Source organism: Paenibacillus jiangxiensis, assembly GCF_046098255.1.
In the GTDB taxonomy this organism is placed as follows: domain Bacteria; phylum Bacillota; class Bacilli; order Paenibacillales; family Paenibacillaceae; genus Paenibacillus; species Paenibacillus jiagnxiensis.
On the sequence record NZ_JBJURI010000003.1, the window covers coordinates 177,687 to 193,180 of the forward strand.

The following is a 15,494-nucleotide window of genomic DNA, read 5'->3' on the forward strand; positions in this document are numbered from 1 at the left end:
CCCATGCTTGGTTAACGGTGAAGTTCGAATTTGGCATGAAGCGCGCGCAGCGCCTGCACCATATCCTCTTTTTTGACCAATACCCAAATCGTTGTGTTGGAATCGGCAGACTGCAGAATCTGAATGCCGGCCTCCGCCAAAGCCTCGACAATCGTCGCCATGATGCCCGGCACGCCGTTAATGCCGCCTCCGATCACCGATACCTTCGCACAGCCAGAGACAGTCTTCGGGCTCATACCCATTTCCTGTAATATTTTAACCGCTTTAGGACCTTCACTGTCACTGACCGTATACACCGCGCCCGTTGTTGTGACATTGATAAAATCGACGCTGATGCCGCTTACGGCCATCGCCTTGAATACCTTTAACTGAAGATGATTGTTCGGTTCCTCCGACTCCACAGTAATCTGGGTCACATTCCCAACGTAGGCGATACCAGTCACATAACGGTCCACCACACCTGACTGAACATCCTTGAAGCCCTCCGGTTGCGTCACCAATGTGCCTTCACTCTCGGAGAAAGTCGAACGCACACGAACAGGAATATTCGCCTGCATGGCAATTTCCACGGCACGCGGGTGAATCACTTTCGCTCCGTGGTGCGCCATATTGCAAATTTCCGTGTAGCTGACATAAGCTAGCGGTTTGGCATCTTCCACAATTCTTGGATCCGCGGTTAAAATTCCGTTGACGTCCGTATAAATATCGACCATTTCCGCATGAAGGGCGGCCCCTAACGCAGTAGCCGATGTATCGCTCCCGCCTCTGCCAAGCGTCGTGAAATCCCCGTTTTCCGTCTGGCCCTGAAAACCAGTTACGATTACCACACGATCCTGCTCAAGCTCCTCCAAAATACGTGCAGGCTTGATGTCCAGAATTCTTGCATTCCCAAACTGGCTGTCGGTTACAAAGCCTGCCTGTGCTCCTGTCAATACCGTAGCGGAAATCCCTTCCTGCTCGAGCAGGCTGCAAAGCGTTGCTGCAGAAATAATCTCTCCGCAGCACATCAGCAGATCCCGTTCGCGGTCAGGCAGACTGTCTCCGTTGCTTGCCGCCCAATCGAGCAGCGTATCCGTTGCATACGGTTCACCCTTGCGGCCCATGGCCGATACAACCACTACAAGCTGAAACTCGTTCTTCAGCTCCCTCTTGATATGACCGATAACCAGACTTCTGGCTTCAGGTGTGGAAAGCGAAGTTCCCCCGTATTTCTGTACTAAAATCCCCATAATTTCTCCTCCACCGTGTGCACCTCAGGAACGGGATATATGTATCAATATCCGTCCCTGCCAAAACAATCTCATGCTGCATCATTTTCCGGCTTGCCCAACCTGCTTCTTTTACCCTTTGCCGCTGCAGCGAATGACCATATATTCTGAAAGCCCCCGGCTGCATCAGCAGCCGGAGGCCAGCCAGGCAATTATACAGTATGACGTCGCTGAATGATCATAGGCTGGAGCTGTCTGCCCTCCAGAGCTGCATAACAGGCCTCAGGTATAAGCTCCATCTGGGCCACAAGCGAATTGGGCTTCTGTTCCGGATTATCCTGCCCGAACGGCACAAAATAAACGGATTTGGCCACAAGCAGCTTCGCGATATTCGCCGCATTCAGTCCAAGGCCGTCATTGGTTGAAATGGCAAGCACCAGCGGACGGCCGTTCCGAAGCTGCGCTTTGGCAGCCATCAGCACTGGACTGTCCGTCATGGCGTTGGCCAGCTTGCTGGTCGTATTGCCCGTGCAAGGCGCAATAACAAGCACATCCAGCATACGAGATGGCCCAAGCGGTTCAGCCTCAACAATTGTAGAAATGATATCATTCCCTGTTATATCTTTCAACTGTTTTTGCCAACTTTGTGAGGTGCCGAAACGTGTATCCGTCGTCAGCACCGAGCTTGAAATAATCGGAATGACCCGTGCGCCTTCATCTACAAAACGCTGAATGACGGGCATCACTTCCTCAAAGGTGCAGTGTGAGCCCGTAATCGCGTAACCTACTGTCTTGCCCCTCCAGTTCATACGCCTTCCTCCCGGTTCGGATTATCTTGCAAAAGCTGCTGAACCAATGCGTCCGCCATAATCATACCTGCGGTTTTGGGAGCTACGATGCCGGGAAGTGAAGGTGCAAGAACAGCCTTGATTCCAATCTTCTCCGCACTTGAGAAATCACATCCGCCGGGAGCGGAGGCCAGGTCAATAATGACGGCACTCCGAGGCATTCGGGACAGGATTTGCGCTGTGATAATCATAGTGGGTATCGTATTAAAAAGCAAGTCGATATCGTACACCTCATCCACCAAATCCCTTGTCTCAAAAGGCTTCCAGCCCATCACGGCGGCACGTGCCCCTTCATCCTTCAAGCGAATTCCGACCTTCACGTCAGCCCCCAGCCCCTGCAGAGTTTTAGCCAATGTAAACCCGGTACGTCCCATACCGAGCACCATGCATTTGGACTGGTGAATTGTTATATCCGTATGCTGGATCGCCATCATGACGGCCCCTTCGGCGGTAGGAATCGAGTTGTGAATGGCAATATCATCCCGATTCAGGAGCTCAACCAGCTTTAGACCGTATTTGTCGCTCAACTTGTGCAGATACGGCTTTGCCATTCCGGTGTAAATTGTACAGTGCCCCGGAAGCACGGAAACATGTTCTTCCAGCAGCTGCAGCGGTTCATCAGAAAATAACGCACTTACCTTTCCTTCATCATCACAGCTTACAACCGGCAATATGAGTGCATCCGCTGATTCCAGAACTTCTTCTCCAAGAGGCACGAAAAACACACCGGGAATCTTCTCCGGAATGCGTTCAAATCCCACTGCATGCACAGAAGCGCCCAAAGCGGCACATTTCCTCAGTACCTCCAGCTGCCGGGCATCTCCGCCCATAACCAAAACCCGAATTCCTGTGAGCATCTGGTATTCACTCCTTTTCCAGACACGGTATGGTTCATATTATGCGTTTACCCGGAAAGGGTGATAGAGAACGCAAAAAACCGCCCATAACGGGCGGCTCGCTTTAAGATATTAGACACAAGAAAACTTCCGCTAAACGCGATCTGTCTTCTGTGAAAGTACGTCGGCAGACGTTTTTCTTACGGTCATATTCGTATCATTGTGCTGCAGGCCTATTTTCTGCCTGTATGTCCGAAGCCTCCCGAGCCGCGGACCGTTTCAGATAAAACTTCAACCTGCTTCAGCTCAACCTGGGGCACTTCCTGGAACACCATCTGGGCGATCCGTTCGTTCCGCACGATGGTAAATGGCTCTTCCCCCAAATTGATAAGCAGCACCTTGATTTCGCCGCGGTAATCGGCATCAATCGTGCCGGGTGTGTTCAGGCACGTAATCCCGTGCTTGTAGGCCAGCCCGCTGCGGGGGCGGATTTGCGCCTCCAGACCGGCAGGCATGGCGAGCGCAAATCCGGTCGGAATCAAGCAGCGCTTCCCGGGCTCCAGCACGACATCCTCCGTTACTGCAGCATATAAATCGAATCCGGAAGCAAGCTCCGACATTTTGCGTGGCAATTCGATGTCTTCATTGCCCGCAAATTTGTTAATTTCCACGTAATAAGGCAAATTGGTCCCTCCTCAATCCTGTAACTGCCGCGTCCGAAGACCCGACCATGGCGACGGCAAAAGGCTTGGCGAACATACGGTCCAGCACGGCCTGCACATCATTCATCGTAACCTGCTCAATATTTCGGATCATCTCGTCCAGCGTATAATGGCGGCCCAGCATCAGTTCATTTTTCCCGTTTCTGTTCATCCGGCTGCCTGTACTCTCCAGGCTCAGGATCAGGCTGCCTTTAAGCTGCTCTTTGCCCTTGCTGAGCTCAGTGGATGTCAGTCCTTTCACGGCGGCGTCATGCAGCAGTTCCTGGGTCAGCTCAAGCACATCCTTGGTTTGCTTTGGCGCCGTACCTGCATAGATGGTCAGCAGGCCACTGTCCGCATGGGAGCTGTGATAGGAATACACGGAGTATGCGAGTCCGCGTTTTTCACGGATTTCCTGAAACAGTCTGGAGCTCATGCCTCCGCCAAGCGCATTATTCAGCAAAATCATGGCATAGTGCAGCGGCTCGCCCGTGGCACAACCCGGGAACGAAAGGCAGATATGGTTCTGCTCCGTGCTTTTTTCGTGGAACAGGAGCTGCCCTGCAAAAGCAGGAACGTCCAACTTCGAAGGCTGACCATGATTGTCAAAGTGACCGAAATGCTTCTCCAGCAGCTCGACCACGTCATCATTGATATTACCGGCCAGGCTGATCACTGTATTTTCAATGGTATAGTGCTCTCTCATATAGCTGCGGAGCTGGTCGCTGTCCATGCCCTGCAGGCGCTCCTCCGAGCCGAGAATGGGAAAGGCCAGCGGATGGCTCCCGTACGCTGCTCTGGAAACCAGATCATGCACCATGTCATCAGGCGTATCCTCGTACATGGAAATTTCCTCAAGGATGACATTTTTCTCTCTGGCAAGCTCCTCAGGGTCCAGCTTTGAATTAAAAAACATATCTGACAGTACATCCACCGCGATCGGCAAATGCTCGTCAAGCACCTTGGCATAGTAGCATGTATATTCTTTGGATGTGAACGCATTAACGTTGCCGCCAATGGCATCAAATTCCTCCGCAATATCTTTTGCACTGAACCGATCCGTGCCTTTAAAAAGCATGTGCTCAATAAAATGGGATATGCCGCTGCTTGCTTCGGCTTCATGCCGCGATCCGGTCTTGACCCAGATCCCGAAGGAAACAGAGCGTACGTTCGGAATTTTTTCCATGACCACTCTAAGGCCGTTGTTCAGCTGTATTTGTTTCACTAAGTTGGCCCCCCTAAACTTAAACTTGCATGTGTCCATTTTTTATCTGACGCCATAATGTTCATCGTAACAGAAAAAGGAAGACTACTCAACCGTACTGTCCATGATCCGCTCCGCCGACAGTGTCTCGCTGACGGTTCCAAGTGTGAGCCCTTTGCTGCGCACAGCCTTGATCATATCAGCCAATGCCTCCGCTGAAGATTGGGTTGGATGCATCAGAATAAGCGATCCCGGCTCAACACCGGCCGCAATTTTGCGCACAATGGAAGAAGGGGCCGGTTTTCTCCAGTCCACTGTGTCCAGAGTCCATAAAACGGTCTTCAATCCCTGGCTTGCGGCGATTTCAACGGTCTCCTGATCATAGTCCCCGGAAGGAGGAGCAAACCACTTGTTCTGGACACCAAGCGTTTCCTTGAGCAGAGCCTCCGTTTTCGAAATCTCCTGTTGCGCGCGCTCCCGGCCGACCCTGCTCATATTCGGGTGGGAATAAGCATGATTTGAAATTTCATGCCCTCTCTTCTGAATTTCCTTGGCGACATCCGGATTTTTCTTCAGCCAGCTTCCGTCCAGGAAAAAGGTGGCCTTTACATGTTCACGATCCAGGGTATCGAGCATACGCCCGATGTATTCATTACCCCAGGCCACATTAATCATGAAGGCAGCCATCGGTTTGGCAGGGTTGCCGCGGTAAATCGGATGATGGCCCAGATCATCGAGCGATACCTGCGGCGGAATTTGCTTAAATATGTACTTTACAGGCATACCCGGAGCAGCGGCGGCCCTCCGGTAGGTGGCTTCTATATCTACTTCTACCCCGTTGTACCCTGGAATGGCTTTCCAGACGCGGTCAACCTTCGCATCAACCGGAGCCTGTTGGCGCCGCTCGGCCTCAAGCTTTATGATTTCCATCAACTGCTCTCCTGCTGTTGCAGGGCCCCACACTTCTACTGCTGTCGCTTCTTCCCACTGGCTGCGGACCTCTTGCACATATTCACGGATACCGCTGATTTGGCCTACGAGCAAAACCACAATCGCACTCCCCAAGGCAGCGGCGGCTATTTTCGCCTTTTTCATCCCCATTCATCCTTCCAGCGCGTTTGTCCACATCCTATGAGCGCCGGACAGGTTTTATGCCTCACGGTTTCTGCCTGCTTATGTATTAAAAAAAGAGCCAGAAAATTACTCTGTCTCTTTTACGGATTCTTCTTCGATGATTGGGTTATTTACTTGGCCGGCTGCTCCGCAGTCAATACGGCTTTGCGGGACAGGTTAACCCGACCCTGCTGATCGATTTCGGTAACTTTAACCGTAATCGTATCGCCGATCGACACCACGTCTTCCACTTTGCCGACCCGTTCGGTGGACAGCTGGGAAATATGAACCAGTCCATCTTTGCCCGGCAAAATTTCAACGAATGCGCCGAATTTCTCGATACGTTTAACGGTTCCGACATAGATTTCGCCGACAACCACTTCTCTTACGATCCCTTCGATAATGGAGCGTGCTTTCTCGTTCATTTCCGGATTGGACGAAGCGATAAACACACGGCCATCCTGCTCGATATCAATTTTTACGCCAGTATCTTCAATGATCTTGTTGATAATCTTGCCACCTGCGCCGATAACATCGCGGATTTTATCCGGGTTGATATACATCGTGATAATTTTTGGCGCATAAGGTGAAAGCTGCTTCCTCGGCTCTTGGATCGCTTCCATCATTTTATTCAGAATGAATATCCGACCTTCTCTGGCCTGGGTCAGAGCGTCATGCAAAATGTTGCGGTCAATGCCGTCAATCTTGATATCCATCTGAATGGCGGTTACGCCTTCAGCTGTACCGGCCACCTTAAAGTCCATATCTCCAAGGTGATCTTCCATACCTTGAATATCTGTCAGAATAGATACATGCTCTTGATCCTTGATCAATCCCATCGCCACACCCGCAACCGGAGCTTTGATCGGAACCCCCGCATCCATCATTGCCAGTGTGCTGGCGCAAATGCTCGCCTGCGAGGTGGATCCGTTCGATTCAAGCACCTCGGATACGAGGCGGATCGTGTAAGGGAATTCGGATTCAGACGGAATAACTTTGGCAAGTGCACGTTCGCCAAGCGCACCATGTCCGATTTCGCGTCTGCCTGGAGCACGCAGAGGACGAGCCTCGCCCACGCTGAAAGGCGGGAAGTTATAATGGTGCATAAAGCGTTTCGACTCTTCCAGTGAAATACCGTCCAGAATCTGCACATCGCCAAGAGCTCCCAGCGTACATACGCTCAAAGCCTGTGTCTGTCCGCGTGTAAACAAACCGGAGCCGTGCGTTCGCGGCAGAAGGCCAGTATCAGTCTCAATCGGGCGGATTTCATCCAGCTTGCGGCCGTCCGGACGAATCTTGTCGTGGGTAATTAAACGGCGCACTTCTTCCTTGACGATATCATAGAGCACTTCATTAACATCCTTCAGAAGCTCCGGTGTATCGATGTACTTCTCTTCAAAATGAGCAACCGTCTCTTCGTTGATCGCATCGATCGCGTCCTGACGCGCATGCTTTTCTTCGATTTTGACCGCTTCCACCAAACGGGCGGCAGCATATTCGCGCACTTCCTTGTTTACCGTTTCATCCACGGCATGCAGCTTGACCTGCATTTTTTCCTTGCCGGCAATTTTCACCAGCTCTTCAATTGTCGCGACGATGTTCTTGATTTCATCATGTCCGAACATGATCGCTTCCAGCATCGTCTCTTCAGGAACCTCGTTCGCCTCGGCCTCCACCATCATAATCGCATCTTTTGTACCTGATACTACCAGATACAGATCGCTTGTCTCCTGCTGCTCGATGGTTGGATTGATGATGAATTGACCGTTTACCCGGCCGACTGCAACACCGCCGATCGGTCCGTTAAACGGCACATCCGATATGCTCAGCGCCGCCGAGGTGCCAATCATGGCCGCAATTTGCGGCTCACAGTCCTGATCGACGCTCATCACAAGGTTCAGGACCTGAACATCATTGCGGAAGCCCTCCGGAAACAATGGCCGTATCGGACGGTCTGTCAGGCGGCTGGCAAGAATCGCCTTCTCGCTCGGTCTTCCTTCACGCTTGATGAAACCTCCAGGAATTTTACCCACGGCATATAATCTTTCCTCGTAATTGACGGTTAACGGGAAAAAATCCAAATCCTTCGGTTCGCTGGATGCTGTAACGGTACAAAGCACCGCGGTATCGCCGTAGCGTACCATTACTGCTGCATTGGCCTGTTTCGCAAGTCGGCCTGTTTCAAGAACGAGCTTTCTGCCGCCAAGCTGCATTTCTACACGTTGTTCCATGGTATCCCTCCATTCTTTACACCTGTATGTTCTTGTTCTGCGTAAAAACAGTATTTCCTGCTCCAAGCCGATTCATAAGACGACACTCTTTCTGGGTAGATAGACTGTGCTTAAAAAAAGGCATAACTGGAGGGCTTCGCTAAAATCCGGAAACCCGGGAAATTCAAGAAAAACCTGGCTGCTGTCCGTTGTCGCCTTTACAGGGACATGCGGTGAACAACCAGGTTCTTTTTTGGGGCTTACATGTAAAATTAACGGCGCAGTCCGAGTCTTTCGATCAGTGCACTGTAACGTTTTACATCGGTTTTCTTCAGGTAAGCCAAAAGCTTACGACGCTGACCAACCATCTTCAACAGCCCGCGACGGGAGTGATGGTCTTTCTTATGCGAACGAAAGTGGCTTTGCAAGTTAACGATGTTCTCAGTCAGGATTGCGATTTGAACCTCTGCGGATCCTGTGTCGGATTCGTGAGTTTTGTATTCGTCAATCAGCTGTTGTTTACGCTCTTGAGTCAATGCCATTCTGTTCACCTCCTTCATTATAATCGCCGATAGCCGAGTAACCGCCGGTGAAAGCGCGCAACCAAGCTAAGGTTCTCTGTTGCATGAGCAACATGAAACAGTATAACACAGCAGATTGTCCATTGTAAATGCCGCACTATAATCTTGAGGATGAAAGCAGCTGCTCCGCCGTATCCGCATCATTGCGGATTTGGGCCACAAGCTCCTGAACTCCACTGAACTTGCGCTCAGGACGGATGAAATGGCACAGCTCTACAGACATCCATTCTCCATAGATTTGCCTGTCGAAATCGAACAGATGCACTTCAAAAGACGGCTGAAGATCACCTTCATGGAACGTCGGCTTCACGCCAACATTCATGACCCCTTTCAACTGCTCGCCACCTACAGTCGCCCTGACTGCGTATACGCCTTTCATAGGAATAACATAATTATCATTCAACCGGAGATTGGCGGTCGGAAACCCAATCGTCCGTCCTCTTTTTTCGCCATCGCTAACGATTCCCTGCAGCCGGTAAGAGCGTCCCAGCCAGTCCAAAGCACGGGCAAGATCGCCTTCCCGCAGCGCCTTGCGAATGCCGGAGCTGCTGACTTTTTCCCCGTTCAATTGGAAGGGCGGCACGGTCTCCACGTTCATCCGGGCACCGCCCAGCTCCCTCAGCATGCTTTCATCACCTTCACCCCGGTGTCCGAAGCGAAAATCAAAACCGACGACCGCCGTCTGCACCTGCAGCGGAAAAAGCACATCTTCTACGAACTGCTGCGGAGTTACAAGCGAAAAAGCTTCGTTAAACTCCATAATATACAGCACGTCAACACCCATCGACTTCAGCAGATCCTTTTTCTCGGCAATGGGTGTTAGATAGCCCTCATAATCCCCCTTTTTCATGACTTCTTTCGGATGAGGATGAAAGGTCATGACAGATACCGGGCACTGCCGGCGCTCAGCCAGTGAAACTGCCGTTCGGATTACGCTTTGATGCCCCATATGAAGCCCGTCGAACTGCCCCATAGCCATGACCTGAGGGCGGGCATGCTTCTGCAAAACTTCACCTGTCGGCGGGTATGACAACGGTACAGTAATCATTCGCATTTCACCTGCCATTCCTTATAAAGGTTGTTCAAAAAGTCATCTTTTGATCACGAAGTAAATCGGGAAGCAGACTCGACATCGAATCTTGAATTCAGCCGGGCCTAAGCAGACGCTTCCGAAGCATGTTTCCTGCGGAAACATTTCAGGTGCTCACGTACCCCTAGTACGCTCCGCTCCTCAGTCCCTGGCTTCATCCAATCTTCTCGGTGCTGAAAACCTGACTTTCTGAACTCGCACTTATATAGTTTCAACTTCTATTCATTGATCCGGAAGAAACACCTTGATGGCTGTCACGGCATGAGACTCCGGATCACGGCCGAAGATGCCGAGAAACTGGCCGTCTTCCCGATAAAGCCGGATAGACAGGTCATGCTCTACCGGCGGAAGCACAGCACCCGGGGACAGCCGCTGTCCCTGTATGGCCGCTGCCGCCCTTTGCCTGACAACCGTGTGTGCAGGCATAAACGCAACCGCCTCGTCCACCGGAATCAGACGCTCTCCCAGACTTCCATCTGCCGTACAGCGCTCGATATCTTCAAATGTCAGGCAGCGGTCTGCTGTGATGCCAGCGGACATGGTCCGTTCAAGACGGACCATCGTGGACGGATAACCAAGCTCGCGCCCGATGTCAACACAAAGGGTACGTATGTAGGTGCCTTTGGAGCACAGGACTCGAAACGATACATCGGTATATGTATCCCTTTTGGCAAACCCATTCATCTCCAGCTCATGGATGGTGACCTCCCGGCTCTTGCGCTCAACCGTCTTCCCTTCACGTGCGAGCTCATACAGCCGTTTGCCTTCCACCTTGACTGCCGAATACATAGGGGGCACCTGGCTGATCACGCCGGTAAAACGCCGCAGCACCGCTGCGGCCTCTTCCTCAGTCACCGCCTGTGCATCAGCTTCCTCCACCACAGTACCCGTCATATCTTCCGTATCGGTTGCAAGGCCAAGACGCAGCGTGGCCTGATACTCCTTCGGCTGTTCCTGCAAGTATTCCACAACCCGGGTCGCTCGCCCCAGGCAGAGCGGAAGCACACCGGTGACCTGCGGGTCAAGCGTGCCCGTGTGGCCGATCCTTTTCATTCCCAGCAGCCGGCGTGCCTTGGCCACTACATCATGGGAGGTAAAACCGGCGGGCTTGTAGACAGGCAATATCCCTTCCCACGTTTTCTTCATAGTTTCTCCTTCACCCTGCTGACGACCTGCTCAACGACTTGCTCAAGCGGACCTTCTAAGCGGCAGCCGGCGGCCCGCACATGCCCTCCGCCCCCAAAGGATTGGGCCAAAGCCGCCACATCGACTTTGCCTGCGGAACGCAGGCTGGCTTTAACCGCTTGTCCGTCGATAACTTTAAATAAAATGCCCACTTCCACTCCCTGGATGTTGCGCGGATAATTTACGATCCCCTCCAGGTCCTCGTTTTCCGCTCCTGCAGCCTTCATGTCCTCAGGCAGAACGGTCACCCAGGCAATTTTGCCGTCCGCGGCCATTTCCAGCGTCGACAAAGCCCGCGTCAAAATTTGCACCTGCGCCAGCGACATGCATTCAAGCAGCCGCTCCGACAAATCCGGACCATTTACGCCATAAGACAGCAGTTTAGAGGCGATGGACATGACCTGGGGAGAGGTATTTGAATAGCGAAAGCCCCCGGTATCCGTTAACAGGCCCGTATAGACCAGGGATGCAATCTCTGTATCCCAGTTTACGCCGCACAGCCTCACCAGATCAAACAAAATTTCGGCCGTGGCCGCCGCATCCGACTTGATGACATTGATGCTGCCATAGCCGTCATTGGTCGGATGGTGATCTATATTCAGAATCAGCGCATCATCTGCAAAATACTGCTCGGTCAGACCAACACGGCGGAAATCCGCACAATCCACACAGATCACCCGGCTGTACTTGCGGTCCAAAGGCTGAAGGCTCATATTGACAATGTTGTCAGCATGCCACAAAAATTTCATCCGCTGCGGAATCGGCCCCTCGTTCAGCATCGTGAATTTTTTGCCCAGACATGAGAGAAGCCAGCCCACCGTTAAGGTCGAGCTGACTGCATCTCCGTCCGGCTGTACATGCGACACGATCAGGAAGTCATCATGCTCCTGCAGGAAATCCTTCGCCTGCTGAAGCGCCCGTTCATAAGTCTGCATTGCCGTCTCCTTTACATTCAATTCATCATTGATCTTCTTTGCCGATGTCGCTAAGCAGCTTCTCAATGCGGCTGCCGTAGGCAATGGATTCGTCAATTTTAAAAATCAGTTCAGGTACATGGCGGAGCCGGATTCTTTTACCCAGCTCCGAGCGAAGAAAACCGTTGGCTTTGTCCAGCCCCTTGAGTGAGGCCTGCTTCTGTTCTTCGTCTCCCAGTACGCTTAAATATACTTTGGCCTGGGACAGATCATTCGTTACTTCAACGCCCGTCACGGTCACAAAACCGATGCGCGGATCCTTCAACTCACTCTGGATCAGCAGGCTCAGTTCCTTTTTGATCTGTTCCCCGACACGTCCTGTTCGTATTTTAGCCATTGTAGCTCACCTTTCTGCCCTCAGCGTTCCACCGTCTCCATGACGAACGCTTCGATGACGTCGTTTTCCTTAACGTCATTATAGCCATCAAGGGTAATACCGCATTCGTAGCCTTGCGCCACTTCCTTGGCATCATCCTTGAACCGCTTCAAGGAATCGATTTTGCCTTCGAAAATGACGATACCGTCACGGATCAGGCGGGCTTCCGCGTTACGGGAAATTTTGCCGGAAGTAACCATACAGCCTGCGATCGTTCCGACCTTGCTGACTTTGAACACGTTCCGCACTTCGGCATGGCCGATAATGTTCTCTTTGTAAACCGGGTCAAGCATCCCCTTCATTGCTTGCTCGATTTCTTCGATCACATTGTAGATAACACGGTGCAGGCGAATATCCACCTTCTCGGACTCTGCCGTTGCTTTAGCCTGGTTATCAGGGCGGACGTTAAAGCCGATGACAATCGCATTCGACGCCGCAGCCAGAATGATATCCGACTCATTGATCGCGCCGACACTGCTGTGAATAATCTTAACGCGTACGCCCTCAACTTCAATTTTGTTCAGGGAGCCTTTCAGGGCTTCGACGGAACCTTGAACGTCACCTTTAATAATCACGTTCAAATCCTTCATTTCGCCGTCTTTAATATGCTGGAACAGATCGTCGAGAGTTACTCGAGTATGGCTGCCCAGTTCGGACTGACGCTGTGTGATTGCGCGTTTGTCGGCGATGGCGCGCGCTTTGCGCTCATCTTCAAACACCATGAACGGATCTCCAGCCAAAGGCACTTCAGTCAAACCGGTAATCTCTACCGGTGTGGAAGGACCCGCCTCTTTCAGACGGCGGCCCTTGTCGTTGACCATTGCCCGCACCCGTCCGAAGCAGTTGCCCGCCACAAACGCATCGCCGACCTTCAGCGTACCGTTTTGCACGAGAATCCGGGCTACCGAACCGCGGCCTTTGTCCAGCTCGGCCTCGATGATGGTTCCGCGTGCGCGCTTGTCAGGATTGGCTTTGTACTCGTTCACTTCCGCGACGAGCAGAATCATTTCAAGCAGGTCTTCCAGACCCATTTTTTGCTTGGCCGACACGTTCACGAAGATGGTATCGCCGCCCCACTCTTCCGGAACAAGCTCATATTCCGTCAGCTCTTGCTTCACTTTATCCGGGTTGGCGTCCGGCTTATCAATTTTATTAACCGCCACGATGATCGGCAAACCTGCCGCCTTGGCATGATTGATCGCTTCCACCGTTTGCGGCATCACACCGTCATCGGCTGCGACAACGATGATCGTCATATCCGTAACCTGGGCACCGCGTGCGCGCATGGCCGTAAACGCTTCGTGGCCCGGCGTATCCAGGAACGTAATCTTCTTGCCGTTGATTTCCACCTGGTAAGCACCGATATGCTGCGTAATGCCGCCTGCTTCGCCGCCGGTAACATTCGTGGAGCGGATCGCATCGAGCAATGTAGTTTTACCGTGGTCAACGTGACCCATGATCGTTACAACCGGTGGACGGGTAGTCAGGCTTTCCGGATCATCATTTTCCTCGACTGTTTCAAAACGGTCCTCTTCGACCGGGATCTTCACTTCGACTTCAACACCGAACTCGCCTGCAAGCAGGAGAATCGTATCCATGTCCAGCTCCTGGTTGATGGTTGCCATCGTACCCAGCATAATGAGCTTTTTGATCACCTCGGAGGCGTCCTTGTGCAGGAGCTTAGCCGTTTCGCCAACGGTCATTTCACCGCGCACGATAATTTTCTTCGGCGTGTTGTCAATTTTCTCGCGACGCTGTTCCTGCTGTCCCCCGCGGCCACGGTTGTTGTTGAATTTTCCGCCTTTGCCGCCGCGTCCGGCGTTGCCGCGGTTTTGACCGCCGGAGCGGTCTTCAAAGCGGTTGCCTCCCTGACGGCCGCCCCCGCCCCCGTTGTTGCGGTTATTGCCGCCGCCGCGATTGCCGCCGCCTTGCCCGCCGCGGTTTTGTCCTCCGCCGCTGCGTTCGGCCGTTCTGACCGCTGATCCGCCGTCACGCTGTCCGCTGTTTTGCTGCGGACGAGAGCCTACGCTTGTGGCGCTGTTTTGCTGCGGACGGGAGCCTACGCTTGTGCCGCTTTGCTGACGCGGTGCCGAACCTCCCTGCTGACGGTTGCCGCCGCCCGCATTGCCTTGTCGCTGCCCGCCGCCCCGGTTCTGGCCTCCTTGGCCGGAAGGGGAGCCGCTTCTCCTGTTATCCTGACCGCTTTGCGGTCTTGAGTTTGTACTGCTCTGGTTTTGGTTGTTTTTTTTATTATTCATACTTACCTGCTTTTCCTGTTGAATTTTGGGTTGCTCTGTCTTTTGCGCATGGATCTGGGCCGTACCTGTCCCGCTTTGCTTCGCAGCGTTGGATTTGATTTCCTTGAAAAAGTTTTCAACCTTGTTTACGGCATCGTTCTCCATAACGCTCATATGATTGTTAACGGGAATGTCAAGCCTTTTAAGAATCGTAATAATTTCCTTGCTGCTCATATTCAATGACTTGGCGTACTCATAAACCCGCAGTTTGTCTTTGCTTTCCTGTTTACTCAATATACTCCACCTCCGACATAATCCCCGCATGTTTCAAGATCATCTGCGCGAACCCTTGATCCGTTACCGCCAGCACGACCCGTTCGGGCTTGCCGACACTGTTGCCCAAGCTTTCCCGGTCAAACCCTATCAGCAGTGGAATGTTGTAGGATCCGCATTTATCGCGGAATTTCTTTTGAGTATTAACTGAGGCATCTTTCGCAAGGATGACCAGCTTGGCTTCGGAAGAGCGCACAGCCTTCAGCACGATTTCATCACCGGTTACCAGTTTGCCTGCTCGCATGGCCAGGCCTATATTGGACAGCGCCTTATTCATCATCGGCACTGCCTTGTGCCGCCAGGAATTCTTCCTCGGCGGCAGCGAAATCCCGGGCCAATTGATCATGGATTTCCGGATCCACATGATGCTTTAAAGCACGATCCAGCGCTTTATTCTTTCGGGCCAGCTTAAAGCATGCGTCCTTGCCGCATAAATAAGCCCCCCGGCCAGCTTTTTTACCGGTCAGATCAATCAATATTTCGTCTTCAGGGGTTTTGACGATACGGATAAGCTGCTTCTTCGGCATCATTTCCTGGCAAGCCACGCATTTGCGCAGCGGTACCTTTCTCTGTTTCATACGACTCCCCCCTTAACCTT

Annotated in this window: 15 protein-coding genes; all 15 read right to left on the reverse strand. The window is 52.3% G+C overall.

All coding sequences use genetic code 11. From position 1 onward, the window contains the following. Window positions 1-11 precede the first annotated feature (11 nt). Window positions 12-1,229: an aspartate kinase gene (gene dapG, locus ACI1P2_RS04425; protein WP_355317217.1), complete on the reverse strand. Its 1,218-nt coding sequence runs from the start codon at window positions 1,227-1,229 to the stop codon at window positions 12-14. Window positions 1,230-1,420: 191 nt separating this feature from the next. Then, window positions 1,421-2,017 (reverse strand): dipicolinate synthase subunit B, encoded by a 597-nt coding sequence (locus ACI1P2_RS04430; protein ID WP_355317219.1) that lies wholly within the window; start codon window positions 2,015-2,017, stop codon window positions 1,421-1,423. Beyond that, window positions 2,014-2,913 (reverse strand): dipicolinate synthase subunit DpsA, encoded by a 900-nt coding sequence (dpsA, locus tag ACI1P2_RS04435; protein WP_355317221.1) that lies wholly within the window; start codon window positions 2,911-2,913, stop codon window positions 2,014-2,016. The genes ACI1P2_RS04430 and dpsA overlap by 4 nt, the downstream gene beginning before the upstream one ends. Before the next feature lie 212 nt (window positions 2,914-3,125). Further along, window positions 3,126-3,575 (reverse strand): dUTP diphosphatase, encoded by a 450-nt coding sequence (gene dut, locus ACI1P2_RS04440; RefSeq protein ID WP_355317223.1) that lies wholly within the window; start codon window positions 3,573-3,575, stop codon window positions 3,126-3,128. Next, complete coding sequence (locus ACI1P2_RS04445) at window positions 3,553-4,818, reverse strand: M16 family metallopeptidase (protein ID WP_355317225.1); 1,266 nt, start codon at window positions 4,816-4,818, stop codon at window positions 3,553-3,555. Before ACI1P2_RS04445 ends, dut begins: the two co-directional genes overlap by 23 nt. 84 nt (window positions 4,819-4,902) lie before the next feature. After that, entirely contained in the window at window positions 4,903-5,892 is a 990-nt protein-coding gene (locus ACI1P2_RS04450) for a polysaccharide deacetylase family protein (RefSeq protein WP_355317227.1), read from the reverse strand. A gap of 149 nt (window positions 5,893-6,041) precedes the next feature. Continuing rightward, a complete protein-coding gene (pnp, locus tag ACI1P2_RS04455; RefSeq protein WP_355317229.1) occupies window positions 6,042-8,141 on the reverse strand; it encodes a polyribonucleotide nucleotidyltransferase in 2,100 nt (699 codons plus the stop codon). A 251-nt stretch (window positions 8,142-8,392) separates the two neighbouring features. Continuing rightward, window positions 8,393-8,662 carry a 30S ribosomal protein S15 gene (rpsO, locus tag ACI1P2_RS04460; RefSeq protein ID WP_305755093.1) on the reverse strand — a complete coding sequence of 90 codons (270 nt, stop codon included), beginning with the start codon at window positions 8,660-8,662 and terminating at the stop codon, window positions 8,393-8,395. A 136-nt stretch (window positions 8,663-8,798) separates the two neighbouring features. Then, window positions 8,799-9,749, reverse strand: a complete 951-nt coding sequence (locus ACI1P2_RS04465) for a bifunctional riboflavin kinase/FAD synthetase (RefSeq protein WP_355317232.1) — start codon at window positions 9,747-9,749, stop codon at window positions 8,799-8,801. 264 nt (window positions 9,750-10,013) lie between these two features. Next, window positions 10,014-10,937 carry a tRNA pseudouridine(55) synthase TruB gene (truB, locus tag ACI1P2_RS04470; RefSeq protein WP_355317234.1) on the reverse strand — a complete coding sequence of 308 codons (924 nt, stop codon included), beginning with the start codon at window positions 10,935-10,937 and terminating at the stop codon, window positions 10,014-10,016. Then, window positions 10,934-11,911: a DHH family phosphoesterase gene (locus ACI1P2_RS04475; RefSeq protein WP_355317236.1), complete on the reverse strand. Its 978-nt coding sequence runs from the start codon at window positions 11,909-11,911 to the stop codon at window positions 10,934-10,936. The genes truB and ACI1P2_RS04475 overlap by 4 nt, the downstream gene beginning before the upstream one ends. Window positions 11,912-11,936: 25 nt before the next feature. Further along, a complete protein-coding gene (rbfA, locus tag ACI1P2_RS04480; RefSeq protein ID WP_355317238.1) occupies window positions 11,937-12,287 on the reverse strand; it encodes a 30S ribosome-binding factor RbfA in 351 nt (116 codons plus the stop codon). Between the two features lie 20 nt (window positions 12,288-12,307). After that, the gene (gene infB / locus ACI1P2_RS04485) at window positions 12,308-14,857 is read right to left on the reverse strand and encodes a translation initiation factor IF-2 (protein WP_355317240.1); all 2,550 of its coding nucleotides are present in this window, start codon (window positions 14,855-14,857) and stop codon (window positions 12,308-12,310) included. Beyond that, window positions 14,850-15,173 (reverse strand): L7Ae/L30e/S12e/Gadd45 family ribosomal protein, encoded by a 324-nt coding sequence (locus ACI1P2_RS04490; protein WP_355317459.1) that lies wholly within the window; start codon window positions 15,171-15,173, stop codon window positions 14,850-14,852. Before ACI1P2_RS04490 ends, infB begins: the two co-directional genes overlap by 8 nt. Continuing rightward, window positions 15,166-15,474 carry an RNase P modulator RnpM gene (gene rnpM / locus ACI1P2_RS04495; protein WP_355317241.1) on the reverse strand — a complete coding sequence of 103 codons (309 nt, stop codon included), beginning with the start codon at window positions 15,472-15,474 and terminating at the stop codon, window positions 15,166-15,168. The genes ACI1P2_RS04490 and rnpM overlap by 8 nt, the downstream gene beginning before the upstream one ends. Window positions 15,475-15,494: the final 20 nt, after the last annotated feature.